14 protein-coding genes are annotated in these 17,653 nt (G+C 72.2%); 5 read left to right on the top strand and 9 right to left on the bottom strand.

The features are described 5' to 3' along the window. The first annotated feature begins 102 nt into the window (after positions 1–102). The 4 genes from AB0O15_RS36220 to AB0O15_RS36205 are packed head-to-tail and all read left to right on the top strand — an operon-like array spanning position 103 to position 4,083. Positions 103–1,116, top strand: a complete 1,014-nt coding sequence (locus AB0O15_RS36220; RefSeq protein ID WP_364328509.1) for an ABC transporter substrate-binding protein — start codon at positions 103–105, stop codon at positions 1,114–1,116. Next, positions 1,113–2,189, top strand: coding sequence for an iron chelate uptake ABC transporter family permease subunit (locus AB0O15_RS36215; protein ID WP_364328506.1), 1,077 nt, complete (start codon positions 1,113–1,115; stop codon positions 2,187–2,189). The genes AB0O15_RS36220 and AB0O15_RS36215 overlap by 4 nt, the downstream gene beginning before the upstream one ends. Beyond that, entirely contained in the window at positions 2,186–3,277 is a 1,092-nt protein-coding gene (locus tag AB0O15_RS36210; RefSeq protein ID WP_364328503.1) for an iron chelate uptake ABC transporter family permease subunit, read from the top strand. Before AB0O15_RS36215 ends, AB0O15_RS36210 begins: the two co-directional genes overlap by 4 nt. Further along, entirely contained in the window at positions 3,274–4,083 is an 810-nt protein-coding gene (locus AB0O15_RS36205; protein WP_364328500.1) for an ABC transporter ATP-binding protein, read from the top strand. Before AB0O15_RS36210 ends, AB0O15_RS36205 begins: the two co-directional genes overlap by 4 nt. On the opposite strand, the gene AB0O15_RS36200 is transcribed toward AB0O15_RS36205, so the two are convergent. The 9 genes from AB0O15_RS36200 to AB0O15_RS36160 form a co-directional block, all read right to left on the bottom strand. Continuing rightward, positions 4,052–4,489, bottom strand: coding sequence for a nitroreductase family deazaflavin-dependent oxidoreductase (locus tag AB0O15_RS36200; protein ID WP_364328497.1), 438 nt, complete (start codon positions 4,487–4,489; stop codon positions 4,052–4,054). The two genes, AB0O15_RS36205 and AB0O15_RS36200, sit on opposite strands and share 32 nt — an antisense overlap. A 180-nt stretch (positions 4,490–4,669) precedes the next feature. Further along, positions 4,670–5,434 carry a class I SAM-dependent methyltransferase gene (locus tag AB0O15_RS36195; RefSeq protein ID WP_364328494.1) on the bottom strand — a complete coding sequence of 255 codons (765 nt, stop codon included), beginning with the start codon at positions 5,432–5,434 and terminating at the stop codon, positions 4,670–4,672. A gap of 226 nt (positions 5,435–5,660) precedes the next feature. Further along, positions 5,661–6,842: a VWA domain-containing protein gene (locus AB0O15_RS36190; protein WP_364328491.1), complete on the bottom strand. Its 1,182-nt coding sequence runs from the start codon at positions 6,840–6,842 to the stop codon at positions 5,661–5,663. A 117-nt stretch (positions 6,843–6,959) separates the two neighbouring features. After that, the gene (locus AB0O15_RS36185; protein ID WP_364328488.1) at positions 6,960–9,260 is read right to left on the bottom strand and encodes a DUF5682 family protein; all 2,301 of its coding nucleotides are present in this window, start codon (positions 9,258–9,260) and stop codon (positions 6,960–6,962) included. Beyond that, entirely contained in the window at positions 9,253–10,314 is a 1,062-nt protein-coding gene (locus AB0O15_RS36180) for an AAA family ATPase (protein WP_364328486.1), read from the bottom strand. Before AB0O15_RS36180 ends, AB0O15_RS36185 begins: the two co-directional genes overlap by 8 nt. 31 nt (positions 10,315–10,345) lie before the next feature. Beyond that, a complete protein-coding gene (locus AB0O15_RS36175) occupies positions 10,346–13,162 on the bottom strand; it encodes an SWIM zinc finger family protein (RefSeq protein ID WP_364328483.1) in 2,817 nt (938 codons plus the stop codon). 109 nt (positions 13,163–13,271) lie between these two features. Next, a complete protein-coding gene (locus AB0O15_RS36170) occupies positions 13,272–14,675 on the bottom strand; it encodes an AAA family ATPase (protein WP_364328480.1) in 1,404 nt (467 codons plus the stop codon). 73 nt (positions 14,676–14,748) lie between these two features. After that, the gene (locus tag AB0O15_RS36165) at positions 14,749–15,744 is read right to left on the bottom strand and encodes a glutathione S-transferase C-terminal domain-containing protein (RefSeq protein WP_364328478.1); all 996 of its coding nucleotides are present in this window, start codon (positions 15,742–15,744) and stop codon (positions 14,749–14,751) included. A gap of 217 nt (positions 15,745–15,961) precedes the next feature. Further along, a complete protein-coding gene (locus tag AB0O15_RS36160) occupies positions 15,962–17,041 on the bottom strand; it encodes an FAD-dependent monooxygenase (RefSeq protein WP_364328475.1) in 1,080 nt (359 codons plus the stop codon). A gap of 38 nt (positions 17,042–17,079) precedes the next feature. Here AB0O15_RS36160 and AB0O15_RS36155 point away from each other — a divergent pair, with 38 nt between their 5' ends. Next, positions 17,080–17,649, top strand: coding sequence for a TetR/AcrR family transcriptional regulator (locus tag AB0O15_RS36155; RefSeq protein WP_364328472.1), 570 nt, complete (start codon positions 17,080–17,082; stop codon positions 17,647–17,649). Positions 17,650–17,653 lie beyond the last annotated feature (4 nt).

The following is a 17,653-nucleotide window of genomic DNA, read 5'->3' as shown; positions in this document are numbered from 1 at the left end:
CGTCCAGTCCGGACACTCGATTGCGCAGGCCAGGAGGTTGCACATGCGGGAATGAGGGCAGCTAAGGTGAGGCAAGCCTTACTTGCTGAACTGGGAGATTCCATGATCGGCCAAAACCTTTCCCGCCGAGGACTGCTCTTCGGGGCCGTCGGGGCCGTCGCTGCCGGCTTCCTCGCCGCCTGCGGTGGCGATGACGAGGGCTCGGGCAGCCAGGGCGGCACGGCCTCGCCGGGCACGAGCGGCGGCGGGTTCCCCGCGTCGGTCACCCACCAGTTCGGGACGACCACCGTGGAGCAGGCGCCCAAGACGGTCGTCTCGCTGGGCTGGGCCGACGGTGACGTCCTGCTCGCGCTCGGTGTCGTGCCGGCCGGCATCCTCGACTGGTTCCAGGCGTGGCCGGTCGGCGTCGGGCCGTGGGCCCAGCCCAAGCTCAACGGGGCGAAGCCGCAGGTGCTCAAGGGTCCCGAGATCAACTTCGACGCCGTCGCCGCGCTGCGGCCCGACCTGGTCACCTTCACCAAGTCGGACAACGTGAAGGCCACCTGGGAGCAGCTCGAGAAGCTGGCGCCCACGCTGTCCGGCCCGGCGGGCACCCAGCCCTACGGCACCACGCTCAAGGACCAGACCGTGCTGATCGCCGAGATCCTCGGGCGCAAGGCGGACGGCGAGAAGCTGGTCGCCGACAACGACAAGGTGCTGGCCGACGCGAAAGCCGCCAACCCGTCGTTCGCGGGCAAGACCGTGTGCGTGGCGGCGGCGTTCGCCGGGCAGTACGGCGCTTACACCCGCGGTGACGGCCGGGTGCAGTTCATGGAGGCGCTGGGCTTCACCAACTCCCCGAAGATCGAGGACCTCAAGCCGGCGAACTTCTACGCCGAGGTCTCCAAGGAGCGGGTCAGCCTGCTGGACGCCGACCTGACCGTGATGTTCGGCATCGGCGCCGGCGCCGAGCTGCGCAAGGACACGGTGCTCAACAGCATCCCGGCGGCCAAGGCGGGACGGCTGCTGATCATCGACGACGCCGACCTGGTCAACGCGTTCTCCACCAACTCGGTGCTCAGCACGCCGTACACGCTGGAGAAGTTCCTTCCGCTGGTGCAGGACGCACTGAAGTGACCACCACGGCGGCGGCCGTCAAGGCCGGCTATCTCCCGGCCGCGGAGCGGGTCAAGGCGCGCGGCGGTCTCACCACGCGTGGCCTGGGGCTCGTCCTGGCGGTCGCCGTCCTGGTCGCGGCGGCGGCGCTGAGCATCGCCATCGGCACCAAGGCGATCCCGCTCGGCACGGTGTGGGACGCGCTCGACGGGCGGGTCACCGATCCGTCCCGGGCCGAAGACCTGACCATCATCCACGACCTGAGGATCCCGCGTACGCTGCTCGGACTTGTCGCCGGAGTCGCGCTGGGCCTGGCCGGCGCCCTGATGCAGGCGCTCACCCGCAACCCGCTGGCCGATCCGGGCATCCTCGGCATCAACGCCGGCGCCGCGGCCGCCGTCGTGCTGGCCATCCGCGGGCTCGGCGTGGCCTCGCTGACCGGCTACATCTGGTTCGCGTTCGCCGGAGCAGCCGGGGCGTTCGTGGTCGTCTATCTGCTCGGCACCCGCGGCCGGTCCGGGGCCTCGCCGGAGCGGCTGGCGCTCGCCGGGGCGGCGGTCGGCGCGGCGCTGCTGGCGATCACGAACGCGGTGGCGCTGCTGGACGTCACCACGTTCGACCGCTACCGGCTCTGGGTGGTCGGCGGGCTGGCCGGCCGGGACATGGATGTCGTGCTCGGCGTGCTGCCGTTCATCGTCGCCGGGGCGCTTCTCGCGCTCGTGCTGGGACCGTCGCTGAACGTCATCGCGCTGGGCGAGGACACCGCCCGGGCGCTCGGCGCGAACCTGGCCCGCACGCGGGTGCTCAGCGCGATCGCCATCACGCTGCTCTGCGGTGGTGCCACGGCAGCGGTCGGGCCGATCGCCTTCGTCGGCCTGGCGGTGCCACACCTGGCCCGCGCGATCGTCGGGCCCGATCAACGCTGGCTCCTGCCGTACTCCCTGGTTCTCGCGCCTGCGCTCCTGCTCCTGGCCGACGTGGCGGGCCGCGTGATCGCTCGGCCGGGCGAGGTGCAGGCCGGCCTGGTCACGGCCTTCATCGGGGCGCCGATCTTCCTGGCCGTGATCCTCCGCCGCCGGATCGTGCCGCTATGACCGAGCCGATCATCGGGTCGACCGCGACCAGGACAGCCGACCGGCCCGGCCCCGCGCGCGGGCGGGTGCTTCTGCGCGGAGGCGGCGTCGCGCTCCGGCTCGACCTGCGCACCACCGGGGTGACCACGGCGCTGCTGCTCGCCGTCGTGGTGGCGTCGGCGGTGACCGTCGTCTACGTCGGCACGCGGATCCCGTTCGCCGACATGATGGACGTGTTCGCGGGCGGGGGACGGCGGGCCGACCGGTTCGTGCTCCTCGACCTGCGGCTGCCTCGGCTGTGCCTGGGACTGCTGGCCGGCGCGGCGCTGGCCGCCTCCGGCGCCGTCTTCCAGAGCCTGTCGCGTAACCCGCTGGGCAGCCCGGACATCGTCGGCTTCACCACCGGCAGCGCCTCCGGGGCGGTCCTCGCGATCATCGCGTTCGGCGCGGGGCCCGGCGGGGCGGCGTTCGCCGCGGTCGTGGGCGGGGTCGGCACGGCGCTGATCGTGTACGGGCTGGCGGCGCTCGGCGGCGGGGCGATCCGGCGCGTCGTGCTCGTCGGCATCGGCGTGAGCGCCATGCTCGTGGCGCTCAACAGCTACCTGATCAGCCGTGCCCGCCTCGACGCCGCGCAGTCGGCCGCGGTCTGGCTGGTCGGCACGCTGAACGGGCGGAACTGGAGCTACGTGCAGTTGCTGGGCGTGGCGCTGATCGTGCTCACCCCGCCGCTGCTGCTGATGAGCCGGCGGCTGCACCTGCTCGAGATGGGCGACGACACCGCGCATTCGCTGGGCGTGAAGGCCGGACCCACCCGGCTCGTGCTGGTGCTGCTGGCCGTGGCGATCTGTGCGGTGGCGACCGCCGCCACGGGACCGGTCGCGTTCGTGGCACTGGCCGCGCCACAGATCACCAAACGGCTGGCCCGTTCGGCGACGTTGCCGCTCGTGCCCTCGATGATCACCGGGGCGCTGCTGATGGTGCTCAGCGACCTCGTCGCGCAGCGGCTGCTCGCCCCCGCCCAGCTGCCGGTCGGTGTGGTCACCGGCGCGGTCGGCGGGGCGTACCTGGCCTGGCTGCTCAGCGTGCAATGGCGAAAGGGAACCTCATGACCCGCCTCTCCGGTGCGGACCTGACCCTCGCGTACGACCAGCGGGTGGTCGCGTCCGGGTTGACCGTGGAAATCCCCGACGGGTCGTTCACCGTGATCGTGGGTCCGAACGCCTGCGGCAAGTCGACGCTACTGCGGGCGCTGTGCGGGCTGCTCCCACCCAAGGCCGGCGCGGTGGTGCTGGACGGCGCGGCGATCTCGTCGTACCGGGCCAAGGAGGTCGCGCGCCGGCTCGGGCTGCTCGCCCAGTCGGCGATCGCGCCCGAGGGCATCTCCGTCGCCGACCTCGTGGCACGCGGGCGTTTCCCCCATCAGAAGCTGCTGCGGCAGTGGACGCCCGAGGACGAGGAGCAGGTGGCGCTCGCGATGGAGGCCACCGGCGTGACGCCGCTCGCCGACCGGGTGGTGGACGAGCTGTCCGGCGGCCAGCGCCAGCGGGTGTGGATGGCCATGGCGCTCGCCCAGCAGACCGGAATCCTGCTGCTCGACGAGCCCACGACCTACCTCGACATCGCCTATCAGATCGACCTGCTCGACCTGTGCGCCGACCTGAACGAGGAGGGCCGCACCCTGGTCGCGGTGCTGCACGACCTCAACCAGGCGACCCGGTACGCCACGCACCTCATCGCGATGAAGGCCGGTGAGGTGATCGCGCAGGGGGAGCCGTCCGAGATCATCACGGCCGAGCTGGTCGAGCACGTCTACGGGCTGAAGTGTGAGGTGATCAGCGACCCGCAGACCGGCACGCCGCTGGTGGTGCCGGCCGGCCGGGCGGCTAGACGCGCGTCAGCACGAACACCGGGATGAGGCGATCGGTCTTGAGCTGATACTCCGCGTAGTTCGGGAAGGCATCGACGCAGCGCTTCCACCACTCGTCCCGCTCGGGTCCCTCGGCCAGTTCGCGGGCGGTGTAGTCGTGCTTCTCGGCGCCGTCCTGGAGCTCCACGAGCGGGTTGGCCCGCAGGTTGTAGACCCAGACCGGATTCTTCGGCGCGCCGCCCAGCGAGCCCACCACGGCGTAGGCGTTGTCGTGTTCGACGCGCATGAGGGCGGTCTTGCGGAGCTTGCCGGTCTTCGCGCCGACCGAGGTCAGCACAATGATCGGCTTGCCGATCGTCGTCGAGGCCTCGGCGCCGGCCGAGACCTCGTACGCCTCCGCCTGCTTGCGCGCCCACGCCGATGTGCTCGGCTCGTATTCACCCGTCAAAGGCATGCCATCACCCTACGATCTTGGTAGCGGAACACCGGTGTGAAGCGGACACCGGTATGAAGCGGACACCGGTGGCGGTTCAGCGGGCGCTGGTGTTGGTCAGCGGTCCCGATGGTGTGGGTAGCGGGCGCTGGTGTTGGTCAGTGACTCCGCCAGTGTGGGTCAAGGACACCGGTGTGTGGGTCAGCGGACGCCGAGCACCGCTGCGTCGGGGCCGCCTCGCCAGAGGATGCCGACCTCGGTGAAGCCGGCGTTCCGCAGGGCGTCGAGGTGCCAGGACACGGGCGGGAGCCACTCGGTGTGGGCGGTGCGGCCGGGCGGGTAGATGCGGTCGCGCTCGGCGATGAGGTCGGCGAACGAGTCGTCGGCGCGTACGCGGGACCACCAGTCGCTCCACGACAGCGCGGCGCCGGCGGCGTAGCGAGCGTCTCGGTTGGCGTCCTCCCGATCGAGCAGGTGCTTGCCGAAGGTGGGCAGTCCGTCGTCGGGCATCTGGTCGGCGTTGACGAAGATGCCGCCGGGGCGCAGCAGGGTGCGGATCTCGGTGTAGAGGGCCGTCAGCCGCTGCTCGGGTAGCCAGTGCATCGCCGTCGCGGTGAGGATCGCGTCGTGCTCGCGGTGGGGCAGCGCCTCCGCCCAGGACGGGTCGTTGAGGTCGGCGGCCAGCACGGCGGCCCGATCACCCAGCGAGGCGCGGGCCAGCGCGAGCAGCACCGGGTCCTGGTCGACGACCGTGGCCGTGGCGCCGGGGAAACGGGCGAGCGTACGCAACGTGATCGTGCCTGTCCCGCCGGCCAGATCGAGCAATCGCGGCGGCGCACCGTCGGTCGCGGCATCCACCGCGTTGAGCATTGCGGCGAACCTCTCCTCACGATCGGGCAGGTAACCCTCCTGCTGCCGATCCCAGCTCTCCTGCCACGCGGCCACCTTCTCGATGTAAGCACCCATGGCCCTCACGCTAGTTACATCGCGGCGCTTATTGCAAGGCTTTGGCAACAGCAAAGTGAGGTCTGACGAGGCGGGCCGCTGGCTCAAGGCGCGAGGGAGGGAAAGCTTGCGGGAGGGAGAAAGCACGGGGGCAAGAAGGCGCGAAGCTCGGAGAAAGGCGTGGGGGCTGGAAACGGCGCAGGCGCCGAGAAAGCAGCGTGGCGGCGAGAGGGCGTGGGGGAGGGGGTCAGCCGTTGGCGAAACGCTCCGCGAAGGACTTCAGGTCGCGGCGTTGGATGGCTGCGGCCATGAGTTCGGGGAAGGCGTCGGGAGTGCAGGCGAACGCCGGGACGCCCAGGGCCGCCAGGGCCGCCGCGTTCTCGTGGTCGTACGACGGCGCGCCCTCGTCGGAGAGTGCCAGCAGCACCACCACCTGCACGCCGGCGGCGGTCATCTCGGCCACACGGCGGAGCATCTGTTGCCGGACGCCGCCCTCGTACAGGTCGCTGACCAGGACGAAGACGCTGTCGCGGGGGCGGCTGATGAGCTGTTGGGCGTACGCGATGGCCCGGTTGATGTCGGTGCCGCCGCCCAGCTGCGTACCGAAAAGGACCTCGACCGGATCGCTCAGCTGTTCCGTCAGGTCGACCACGGACGTGTCGAACACCACCAGCGACGTGCGCAGCGACCGGATCGAGGCGAGCACCGCGGCGAAGACCCCGGCGAACACCACCGACGACGCCATCGAGCCGGACTGGTCGACGCAGAGGATCACGTCGCGTTGCACGGCGTGGGAGCGGCGGCCGTAGCCGATCAGGCGCTCGGGGATCACGGTCCGCTGGGCGGCCTGGTAGTGCTTGAGGTTCGCGCGGATCGTGCGGTCCCAGTCGATGTCGGCGTGCTTCGGCCGGGTGGTGCGGGACGCGCGGTTCAGCGCGCCGGTCACCGCCGCGCGGGTCTGTTGCGCGATGCGTTTCTCCAGGTCGTCCACGACGGTACGGACAACCTGCCGCGCCGCGGCCTTGGTCTGGTCGGGCATCACGCGGTTGAGTGAGAGCAGCGTGCCGACGAGGTGCACGTCGGGCTCGACCGCCTGGAGCATCTCGGGCTCCATCAGCAAGCGGTGCAGGTCGAGCCGCTCGATGGCGTCGGCCTGCATCACCTGCACGACGGTGCTCGGGAAGAACTCGCGGATGTCGCCGAGCCACCGCGCCACCCGTGGCGCCGAACCGCCGAGCCCGGCCGACCGCCGCGAGCCGCCCTCGTCGTCACCCGCCGTGGCGTCGTAGAGCGCGGCCATGGCGGCGTCCATCTGACCGTCGCGCCCCTCGGCCTCGCCGAGCGCCTCGTCGGCCGGCCCGCCGAGCACCAGCCGCCACCGCCGTCGCCGCTCGTCGCGGGCCGCCTCGTCCCGGTCAGTCACGGCCACGCCTCCAGTTTTTGATCTTGGGTTCGGCGCCCCCGCCGCCACCCCCACCCCGTGCACTGGGTGGGCCGAAATGTAGGCGAGGGGTACGACAGTTTTGAGGAAGCGTCCACAGGGCGGTCATGGCCGGGCACCCAGGAGGGCGGCCAGGGTCGGGAGGACGCGGGCGGCCCGGTCGTGGTCGAGCGGGACCTCCGCCGCGGACGACGCCGAGGGACCGTTCGCGATGCGGTCGGCGATGGCCCGGCGTTCACCGGTGGCGAAGGCGCCGAACGTACGCCGGAGCAACGGCAGCACCTGGTCGAAGGAGGAGTCTTCGATGTCGGCGAGCCAGTCGTCCAGCAGTTCCAGCAGCTGGTCGTCGTGGACCAGCAGCAGGCCGCCGCCGGACAGGAATCCCTCGACGAACGCCGCCGCCTGCGCCGGTGGGGTGCCGACCGTGAGCGGCAGGCGCAGGCGGAGGCGCACCTCGGACGGCGGGATGCGCCCGGCGTCCATCAGCAGGCGGGTCAGCCGACCGGCCAGGAGGCCGTGCAGGTCGTTGCGGCCGGCCACCGATTCCAGGGCTGTGAGCCAGCGTTCGCGTTCCGGCGGGGAGTCGAGCAGGGCGATCGCCGCGTGCACGCCGTCGATGTGTTTGCGCAGGTCCTTCGCGGCGTCGTCGGAGAGGGAGCCGGCCGCGGCGGGCAGACCGGCGCACACCCGGCCGAGCAGGCTCGTGGTGACGGTGGTCAGGCCGGAAACGTCACTTCGGCGTACGTCTCCGTAGCGCACCGTTCGCGCCAGCGCGGGCAACGCCGCCATCAGGTGGGTGACGTCGGCGTCCTCGGCGGCGCGCGCGTCCAGCGCGGTCAGCACCGGCGGGTACGCCTCCTTCAGGTCGCCGAGCAGGCACACCTCGACCAGTTCGGTGACATCGGCCAGTGAGGCCGCCGACCGGGCCCGGTCGGTGACCCGCGCGGTGGCCGCCGCCGCGACCGTGGTGCCCCACATGCTGCCCTCGACCAGGCTGACCGCGAACTCCGGCTGCCACTGCAACCGCCAGCCCTCCCGGAACGTGCCGGTGCCCTGCCGCCCGCCCTGCGCCTGTCCCCACGGCACGTCGAGGAGCCGCAGCCGGTGCAGCAGGCGGCTCCGGTTCAGGTCGATGTCGCGCCGCAGGTCGAGGTCGAGCATGCGCTGCTGGGCCTCTGGCTTGAGGCGCAACCCACGCTGCTGCGCGGCGAGATCTTTGGCCAGGGGTACGGCGGGCATCTCTTCCGGCACCGACCCGAGCCGCTCGCCGACGACCAGCTTCCGGTCGATCAGCTCGACCCGCAGCCGCTCCCCGTCGCACATCACCGCCTCGGCCGCCTCGGTGACCTCGGCCAGCCCGGCGAGCGGCCGCCCCCGCAACGACGCCAGCGCCTCGGCCAGCCGGGTCGCCTCGATCACGTGCGACGACGAGGTGGGCACGCCCTCGGCCCGCAGCACCCCGGCCGCGTCGACCAGCCAGCGTGGCACCACATCGGACGCCGTGCTGAACAGGTGGTGGTACCACCCGGGCGAACGCACCCCGGCGCCGTAGCCGGACCACGACGACAGCCGCCCGTAGGTCCACGGCACCCAGGTGAACGTGACCTTGCTCTTGCGCCGGCCCTTGAGCAGCGCCTGGTCGTCCTTGATGGTGACCTTCCGGCTGAGCGCCGGCACATGCCACGCCCCGCAGATCACCGCGATGTCGTCGTGCTCGCGGCGCACCTCACGCAGGACGGTGCGCATGTACGCCTCACGCACCAGGTCTTCCGGGTCTTCGGGCGACACCTCGCGGATCGCGCCCATCGCCTCGGCCACGGCCTCGAACGCGGGCATTCCGCGGTGTTCGACCACGTCTTCCCACCAGCGCTCGGGGTCGTCGTAGCCGGCCGCGGCGGCCAGCTCGCCGATCGGGTCGACCGGCCGGACCGAGCGCTCCGCCGCCCCTGATTGATCATCAACTTGATCTTGAAAAGCTCCCGCCGCACCGCCGCCGCCCCCGCCCTTGTGGGTGGGCAGCAATGTAGCCGAACCGACTGACGAAAACGGCGGTTGTCCACAGGTGACGCGGGCGGAGGTCACGGCTGTGGACGAAAGGCGATAGCTGAAGGGGAGATCAAAAAACCTGACGGGTACGCCGGCCGCCACCGCCCAGCGGAGCGCCTGCCACTCGGGGGAGAACACCGCGAACGGCCAGAACGCGGAGCGCCGGGGGTCGTCGGTGGCATACCCGAGCAGCGCCACCGGCGGCTCGAGCCCGGCATCGGCGACCCAGCGGACCAGGTCGTCGGCCTCGGGCGGCCCCTCGATCAGGACGATCGACGGGCGCTGCCGATCGAGGGACGAGACGACCGCGCGCGCCGAGCCGGGGCCGTGGTGGCGGATGCCGTAGTACTGCTCAGGCATCTCGCGCCGCGCGGTAGAAGTCGCGCCAGTCCGAGCGTTCGCGCACCACCGTCTCGAGGTATTCGCGCCAGACCACGTCGTCGGACACCGGGTCCTTGATCACCGCGCCGACGATGCCCGAGGCCACGTCGGCCGGGCGCAGGCGGCCGTCGCCGAAGTGGACGGACAGCGCCATCCCGTTGGTGATCACCGAGATCGCCTCGGCCGTGGAGAGGGTGCCGGTCGGCGACTTCAGCTTCGTACGCCCGTCTTCGGTCATCCCGGCCCGCAGCTCGCGGAAGACCGTGACCACCCGCCGGATCTCCTCCATGGCAGCCGGCACCTCGGGCAGGTCGAGCGACCGGCCGAGCTGGGCGACCCGCCGGGCGACGATCTCGACCTCGTCGTCGGCCGACGCCGGCAACGGCAGCACCACGGTGTTGAACCGGCGCCGCAGCGCGCTGGACAGGTCGTTGACGCCGCGGTCGCGGTCGTTGGCGGTGGCGATCACGTTGAAGCCGCGCTCGGCCGCCACCTCGCTGTTCAGCTCGGGCACCGGCAGCGTCTTCTCGCTCAGCACGGTGATCAGCGCGTCTTGCACGTCGGACGGCATCCGGGTGAGCTCCTCGATGCGGGCGATCGTGCCGGTGCGCATGGCCCGCATCACCGGGCTGGCCACCAGGGCGGCGTCGCTCGGCCCCTCGGCCAGCAGGCGCGCGTAGTTCCACCCGTACCGGATGGCCTCCTCGGCCGTGCCCGCCGTGCCCTGCACCAGCAGGGTCGAGTCGCCGGAGATGGCCGCGGCGAGGTGTTCGGAGACCCAGGTCTTGGCCGTTCCGGGTACGCCGAGCAGCAGCAGCGCGCGATCGGTGACCAGGGTCGACACCGCCACCTCGAGCAGCCGCCGCGGTCCGACGTACTTCGGGGTGATCTTGGCGCCGTCGCCGAGCAGGTAGGTCACCACCGCGTGCGGGGACAGCCGCCAGCCGGGCGGTCGCGGCCGGTCGTCGGAGACGGCCAGCGCGGCCAGCTCGTCGGCGTACTGGTCCTCGGCGTGCGGACGAAGAACGGTCACTCGAACTCCAGGTGCGGGAAGCGGCGGAGGGTCATGCGAACTCCTGGTGCATTTCCTGACGGAAGGTCAGGGCCGCGGCGAGTTCGGCGATCGGGCGGGTACGGATGGTCGGGCCGAGTTCGTGGTCGAGTTCCTCGGCGAGCTGGGCGACCCGCGGGGCGAACCGGGTGGGCATCCCGGCGATCGCCGCCGGGCACAGCTCGTGCACCAGCCACGCGTCCTGGTCGGAGCGCACCCCGTGTCGTAACGCGGCCAGCGCGGCCGCGGCGAGCTCGTCGGGCCATTCGCCGGGCAGCGCGGTGAGCAGCCGGCTGACCTGATAGTCGCGCCGGACCAGGAAGTCGAGGATGATCCGCGCCAGGACGGCCGGCGGCAGCAGCGCGTAAAGATCCCAGCGGACCGCCGGCCGCAGCGCCGGACCGTCGTTGCGTTGATCGTTGGCCACCAGCGCCGCCGCCCACGCCTCATCGTGCTGGTCGATCGCGGCCTGCGCCCACCCGTGCAGCAGCGCGTCCTCGAAGTCGTCCCCGCGGGCCAGCTCGATCATCGCCGCCGGCGTCTTCGCCAGGTCGAGCCACACGGCCAGCGGGGTGCCGGCCACGATCCCCCCGAGCCGATGTGCCCCGGCGCCCCCGGAGCGCCGCGCGCCGGAGGACGAGCCGGACCCGCTCGACGGCGTGAGCCCGTCGCGGCGCATCACCTCGTCGAGTTCCTCCGGCGGGGTGACGACCAGCCGGTCCCGGCCGATCATCCGGCGTTCCAGGCGCACCGCGACCCGGGCGCGGGCCGTCATCCGCCCGGCCCACGCCGACCCCGGCAACCCTCGCAGGATCTCCAGCGCGGCGGTTCGCACGGCGCCGTTGCGGTCGTCGAGCGCCCGTTCCAGCAGCGGCTCGTCGGCCCCGGACAGTCCGTGACGCAGCTCGGCCAGGAAGCGGGCCCGGTCGGGCGCCGGGTCGGCGTCCCAGGTCGACTCCAGCAACGCGAGTCCGGCCGCCGGGTCGGCCCGGCGGGTGTGATGGAGCAGCGCCACCCGCTCGTCCAGCGTCCCGGTGTCCCAGGGCGTCGCGGGCGCGCGTGAGGCGAAGAGCAGCCATTCCCACTTGTCGCGCATCGCGGCCAGCCACCGCCCGCGCGCCCCGGCCACCACGGCCACCCCGGCCCGCAGGTCGTCGTGGGTGGTGGCCTGGTCGAGCAGCCCGGGCAACTGGCGGCCGGGCGCCCGGCCACCGCGCGCCCCGGCCAGCCGCAACCACTCGGCCAGGTAGACCGGCGTGGCCGTGGACCCGAACGGCGCCTCGCCCAGCGTCAGGATGCGGCGCAGCCGCTCACCGGCGGCCCACGACAGCGCGGGCTGGGTCTCGGCCGGCGCCGCCCCGATCGGCTCGCGCCCGCGGCCCGGCGTCTGGCCGGCGCGGCGATAGATCAGGGCGCTGCCGGCCGCCTCGAGCAGGCTGCCCGCGGCCAGATCGAGGGCCCGGCCGCCGACCGTCACCGGGGCCGGTTGCCACGGTCGCCGGGCGGTGCCGACCAGCGCGGCGGCCAGCAGGTCGGGCGGCAACTCGGGTTCGCGGCGGTTCGGCCCGTCGTAGGTCTGCTCGGGCGCCGTCACGAACTGCCCGTCGACCCAGGTGCCGAGCGGACGCAGCCCGGCCGGCGACCACTCGCCGGCCACCGTGACCGGGCGCCCGCCACCGGCCGCGATCAGCCACCACGGGTTGCGGAACCCGGCCGCCAGCGGCAGCGCATCGCCCGCCTCGTCGACCAGCCAGTCCTCGTCGGCCGGCCGCACCCCGGCCAGCAGCACCGGAACGTCGGGCCGCCACGGCTCGGCCGCGAGCGCGGAGCCGAAGGAGTCCAACGCGGACAGGATCGAAACCCCGGTCGGAGGGGACAGCGGGAAGTCGCCGCGGCGGGACGAGATGAGCGCCCGCAGCGGCCACGCCCCCGGGTAGAAGCACAGGTCGGCGTCGAGGTCACGCCCCGGCGCCACGTCGGACTGGAGCGCCTGGCCGGGCGCGGCGAAGGACAGCAGCAGCGCGAACCGGCCGGTCGTGGCGCCGTGCAGCCAGATCCGCCGGGACTGGAGGTTGCCGTCCTCGGAGTCGACCCGGCCGAGCACCCGCCAGCGGTCGGTGACCGGCGGCCCGGCCAGCACGTCGCTCGCGCTGGTGGGGAAGCCGATCCGGGTGCGTACCGAAGCGGCCAGGCCGGGCGGCAGTTCGCCGAGCCGATCGTGCCCGTCGACCAGCAGCCGCAGCAGGCCCATCTCGCCCAGCACCCGGTCGGCCCAATGCGGGCCGGCACCGACCAGGCCGCCCAGCCGGCGCACCGTGGAGGCCGCGGCCGGCGCCTGCGCGTCGATCAGCCGGGCCGCCATCTCGTCGAAGACGTCGTAGCCGCCGCGCTCGGCCGCCGCCAGCCCGGTCTGCACCTGGTCGTCGAGCCACCGGCCCAGCTCGGTCATGCCCGCCGCGACGCGATCTTCCCGTTGCGCGAGTCGTTTGGCCGCGGCCACCGGATCGGGATTGTCGGACTTCGGACGAGGCGCGGGGAAGGTCGCCCATTCGGGGGCGTCGGCCGGGGGAACGCCGACCGTGGACCAGAGGAACAGCAGCCCGAGCGCGTGTTTGCACGGGAACTTGCGGCTCGGGCACGAGCACTTGAACCGAGGGCCCGCGAGATCGACGGCCACCCGATAGCCGCGGCAGAGCCCCCACAGCACCGGCCCGGAGAGGCCGGTGGCCGACCACTGTGACGGCGCGCCCTGACCCTGACCGGCGCGGGCCGACGCCGGGTCGGGCGCGACCGCCCTGACCTGCTCGACCGACCAACGTTCAACGGACACCGGGTCACCCTAAGAGAAGGGTGCGACACTTTGACCGTGAAGGTCATCGTCTTCGGAGCGACCGGGCCGAGGCCGAGATCATCGGGGTCGTCCAGGGCGAAGACCTGCGTCAGACGTACGGCGTGCCGGGCACCGGCGGCGGCTTGGGACGCCCCGAGGAGGCGGCGGCCTCACGACTGCGGCTGAGCTCGTCCAGGGCCTCGGTCACGTGCTTCATGCCCGTCCGGACGTCACCGGCGGTGGCGGCGAGCAGTTCGGCGCGGCGTGACAACTCGGCGAAGAACGAGCCGGTGTAACCGTCCGTCTTGGCGACCACCGACTCCGCCTCGTCGGGGTCCAGGTGCGCCGTCACCCCGTACAGCGAAAGGAGCCGCCGCCGGCCCGCCGCATCGGGCAACGGCACCTCGACGACCAGGTCGACCCGCCCGGGGCGCTGGGCGAGGGCCGGCTCGACCAGATCGAGCCGGTTGGTGGTGAGCAGGAAGGCGATGTCCGCGTCCCCGGCCACCCCGTCCATCTCGTTGAGCAGCTGGAAGAGCAGGGGATTGCTGAACGAGACGGTGCGTTCCTCGGCGACCAGGTCGACGTCTTCCAGCACGATCAGCGCCGGCGGCAGCACCCGGGCCAGGTTGCAGGCCTCGCGGATGTACTGCACGCCCAGCCCGGTCAGCACGATCACGGTCGCCTCCCGCTGGGCGCCGATGAGGTGCCTTACCGTGTGCGTCTTCCCGGTGCCCGGCGGGCCGTAGAGGACCACGCCGCGCTTGAGGTGGTGGCCGGCCGCGAGGAGCCGCTCGCGGTGTTCGGCCACGCCGAGGATCTGCCGGTGCACGGCCTCGAGCACGCCGGCCGGGAGCACCACGTCGGCGGCGTCCACCCTGGGCCGTTCGTGGAAGCGCAGCGGGCCCATGCCGGCGCCGTACTCCCACGGTTCGAACGACAGCACCTGGCCGCGGCAGATGTGGTGCTTGATGATCTCGGCCCGGATCCGGTGCAGGAACGCCTGCCCGGCGTCGATGCTGCCGCCCATCACCTCGACCAGCGTCTCGAGCGCGCCGCCGCGGTAGTTGCTCAGCCGCATCAGCACGGCCAGCCGCTGGTCGCCCTCGGTGATCAGGTAGAGGCCGAAGCTCACGCACGACCGCTCGCGGCCCACCCCCACGGTCACCGTGGTGTAGTCGACCGTGCCGACGTCGAACTGGCTCTGACGCCGGGCGTTGTTCATGAGGTCGGCCAGGTTGTGGTGGTCGCGGCCGCTGCCGACCAGCCCGATCAGCTCGAACGCGACGCCCTCACGGTCGAGGTAGGCGTCCATCGCGGCCTGGACGTTGGCATGGTCGTAGGCGGCGAAACCCTCGGTGGTCACCGGCATCTCGGTCGGGTCGGCGCCCAGATGTTCGGTCACCTTCTTGTGGAGGCGGGTCGGCTCGGGCGCCGGAACCGACTCCTCGATCGCCTTGAGGAACGCACGGAATTGTGCCGCGAACGCGCGAACCTCAGGGTCGTCGATCATGACTCGGCAGGCTACTCGTCTTCGCCCGCGCCTGGGGGGCTCTGTATCCGACCGGTCACAGCATTGATGGTAGTCATGCTCCGTGCCCGGCCGGAACCGGTTCACGCGGCGGTCCCGGAGGGGTCCCGTCACCGAATGGCCGGCTCTTTATCGCATCGCGCCCGTGCGGTGTCAGCCAGCCGCTCAGATCGGGACCGAGAGGCACGATCTTCGTCGGATTGATCGTCGTGTGAACCTCGTAGTAGTGCCGCTTGATGTCCACGAAATCAACCGTGTCGCCGAACCCCGGTGTCTGGAAAAGATCACGCGCGTACGCCCACAGCACGGGGAACTCGGTCAGCTTCTGCCGGTTGCACTTGAAATGACCATGGTAGACCGGGTCGAATCGCACCAGCGTGGTGAACAGCCGCACGTCCGCCTCGGTGATCGTGTCACCGACCAGATAACGCTGATCCGCGAGCCGCTCCTCCAAAAGATCGAGCCGGGCGAAGAGCCTTTGGTACGCCTGTTCGTACGCGCCCTGCGACGCCGCGAATCCGGCCCGGTAGACGCCGTTGTTCACGTCCCGGAAGATCCCGTCGTTCACCTCGTCGATCTCCGCGCGAAGATGCTCGGGATAGAGCTGCGGGGCGCCTTCCCGGTGGTATTTCGTCCATTCCAGGGAGAGGTCGATGGTGATCTGCGCGAAGTCGTTGGTCACCACCTCACCGGTCGGGATGTCCACCATGGCCGGAACGGTGATTCCCTTGGGATAGTCCGGGTCCCGCTTGAGATAGGCCTCCTGCAGGCGCTCGATGCCCAGCACCGGGTCACGGCCGCCCGGGTCGAGGTCGAACGTCCAGCTCCGCTCGTCGTGCGTCGGCCCGGCCACGCCCATCGAGAGCACCTCTTCGAGCCCGAGCAGCCGCCGCACGATGATCGCCCGGTTGGCCCACGGGCAGGCCCGCGCCGCGATCAGCCGATAGCGCCCCGGCTCGACCGGATAGCCGTCCCGCCCGTCCACCGTGATCCGCGTGGTGATGTAGTTCATGTCCCGCTTGAACTCACCCTGCGTAGCCATGTTCGCCATCCTGCCTCGTCGCGGCTGTCCCTGTGGGGGTTCATGCCCCGTTCCGCCCACCCAGGAACATCCGGTCATAATCCCGAGGTCGTAGCCGGGTGGGTGGTCCAGACCGCAGCTCCCGCCGAGGGTCGGCTCGCTTCGCTTCGCCTCCACGCCCGTGCCCGCTCACCCTCTTGCGCGATCCCGCACCGCTCCCGGCCGGCCGACGGCGCCGGCCCGCGTTTCAGGCCGCCGGCGGCTTCCAGGACTGGAGCCGCGCCAGCTGGCCGGCGACCGCACGCCCCGGGGTGAGGCGCAGGACCGCATCGCGCAGCGGGTTGCGGCTCTGCATCAACCGGCCCATGAGGTGGGCGCGCCGGGCGATCGGCTGGGTACGGCGACGCCGGAGCCGGTCGTAGGCCGTCAGGACCTCGTCGAGGTCGTCCGCGCCGTCGAGCAGCACGGTCAGGGTGGCGGCGTCCTCGAGGGCCTGGTTGGCGCCCTGGCCCAGGTCGGGGGTCATCGCGTGGGCGGCGTCGCCGAGCAGGACCGTGCGGCCGCGGCGGAACGTCGGCGCCGGCCCGGCCAGCTCGTGGATCCCGGTGCGGAAGACCGTGGCCGGATCGGTGGCGTCGAGCAGCTCGGCGATCGGCGCGTGCCACCCACCGAATCGCCGCCGGACCTCGAGGGAGTCATCGACGAAGACGGCGTCGAGCGGCATCGTGACGACCGCGAACCAGTAGACCCGGCCGTCGCCCAGCGGCGCCATCCCGAACCGTTCGCCGCGCCCGACCGTCTCGCCGGCCGCGCCGCCGATGTCGACCGGCCGCGTCGTGACGCCGCGCCACGTGCTGTAGCCGCTGTACCGGACACCGGGGTCACCCGGCCACGACGCCCGGGTCGCCGACCGGATCCCGTCCGCCGCCACCACAACGTCATACCCCGCGGGATCGGCGGTCGCCGGGGAGCCGTAGCGGATCGTGCCGGGCTCGAGAGCGTCGGCCAGCACGCGATGAAGGTCGGCCCGGTGGACGACGCACAACTCGTGGATCGCCGACGGCGGGACGGTGGCCAGCCACGGTCCGTCCGGCCGCCGCTGCCCGGCCACGAGACCGGACTGCGGCCCGCCCAGCGCCCGCACCTCGTCACCGACCCCGATCACGTCAAGTGCCGTGAACCCGTTCGCGAACAGCGACAACCCGGCGCCGACGAAGCCGGGACCGTCGGCTCGCTCGTACACCTCGACCTGGAACCCGCGCCGCCGCAGACCGATCGCCGCCGCCAGACCGCCGATGCCCGCCCCGATGACCTTTACTCTACGCATGTAGAGGACTCTACGCTTGTAGAGTGACCGCTGTGAAGATGACGGAGAGCACAGACCGGCGCGAGGCGATCGGGGACGCGGCGATCGCGATCGTGGCCAAGGACGGGCTGCGCGCGCTGACCCACCGGGCCGTCGATCGCGAGCTGGCGCTGCCGGCCGGGTCGACGTCCTACTACGCGCGCACCCGCCGGCAGCTGATCGAGGCGATGGTGCACCGGCTGGCCAACCGCACCGTCACCGACCTGCGCCCGCCCGCCGAGCCCGCCCGCACGGTGCCGGAGGCGGCCCAGCGGCTGGCCGCCGGCCTGGCGACCCTGGCCCGGCGCCCGGCCGATCACCGCGCCCGGTACGCGCTGCTGGTCGAGCTGACCGGCGACGAGGAGCTGCACGCGCTGCTGACGACCAGGTCACCGATCCGGGCCGGCGCCCTGGCCACCGCCGAGGCCACCCTCGACGCGATCGGCGTACCCGAGCCGGAAGCGCACGCCCCCGCCCTGATCGCGCTGATCGACGGCCTGCTCTTCGACCGGGTGGCGGGCGGCGGACGGGACGTGTCGGCCGAGCCGATGATCCGCGCCTATCTGACCGGCCTGGTCACCACTGGCTAGCCTC

This window comes from Actinoplanes sp. NPDC089786 (assembly GCF_040684855.1).
GTDB lineage: Bacteria > Actinomycetota > Actinomycetes > Mycobacteriales > Micromonosporaceae > Actinoplanes.
This window is presented reverse-complemented; position numbering and strand designations above follow the sequence as displayed.

Bases quoted from the DNA above. Each gene is read 5' to 3' on its own strand.
- AB0O15_RS36205 (WP_364328500.1), top strand. From the start codon at position 3,274: ATGACCCGCCTCTCCGGTGCGGACCTGACCCTCGCGTACGACCAGCGG.
- AB0O15_RS36165 (WP_364328478.1), bottom strand. From the start codon at position 15,744: ATGGCGAACATGGCTACGCAGGGTGAGTTCAAGCGGGACATGAACTAC.
- AB0O15_RS36160 (WP_364328475.1), bottom strand. From the start codon at position 17,041: ATGCGTAGAGTAAAGGTCATCGGGGCGGGCATCGGCGGTCTGGCGGCG.
- AB0O15_RS36220 (WP_364328509.1), top strand. From the start codon at position 103: ATGATCGGCCAAAACCTTTCCCGCCGAGGACTGCTCTTCGGGGCCGTC.
- AB0O15_RS36195 (WP_364328494.1), bottom strand. From the start codon at position 5,434: ATGGGTGCTTACATCGAGAAGGTGGCCGCGTGGCAGGAGAGCTGGGAT.
- AB0O15_RS36155 (WP_364328472.1), top strand. From the start codon at position 17,080: ATGACGGAGAGCACAGACCGGCGCGAGGCGATCGGGGACGCGGCGATC.
- AB0O15_RS36170 (WP_364328480.1), bottom strand. From the start codon at position 14,675: ATGATCGACGACCCTGAGGTTCGCGCGTTCGCGGCACAATTCCGTGCG.
- AB0O15_RS36200 (WP_364328497.1), bottom strand. From the start codon at position 4,489: ATGCCTTTGACGGGTGAATACGAGCCGAGCACATCGGCGTGGGCGCGC.
- AB0O15_RS36185 (WP_364328488.1), bottom strand. From the start codon at position 9,260: ATGCCTGAGCAGTACTACGGCATCCGCCACCACGGCCCCGGCTCGGCG.
- AB0O15_RS36210 (WP_364328503.1), top strand. From the start codon at position 2,186: ATGACCGAGCCGATCATCGGGTCGACCGCGACCAGGACAGCCGACCGG.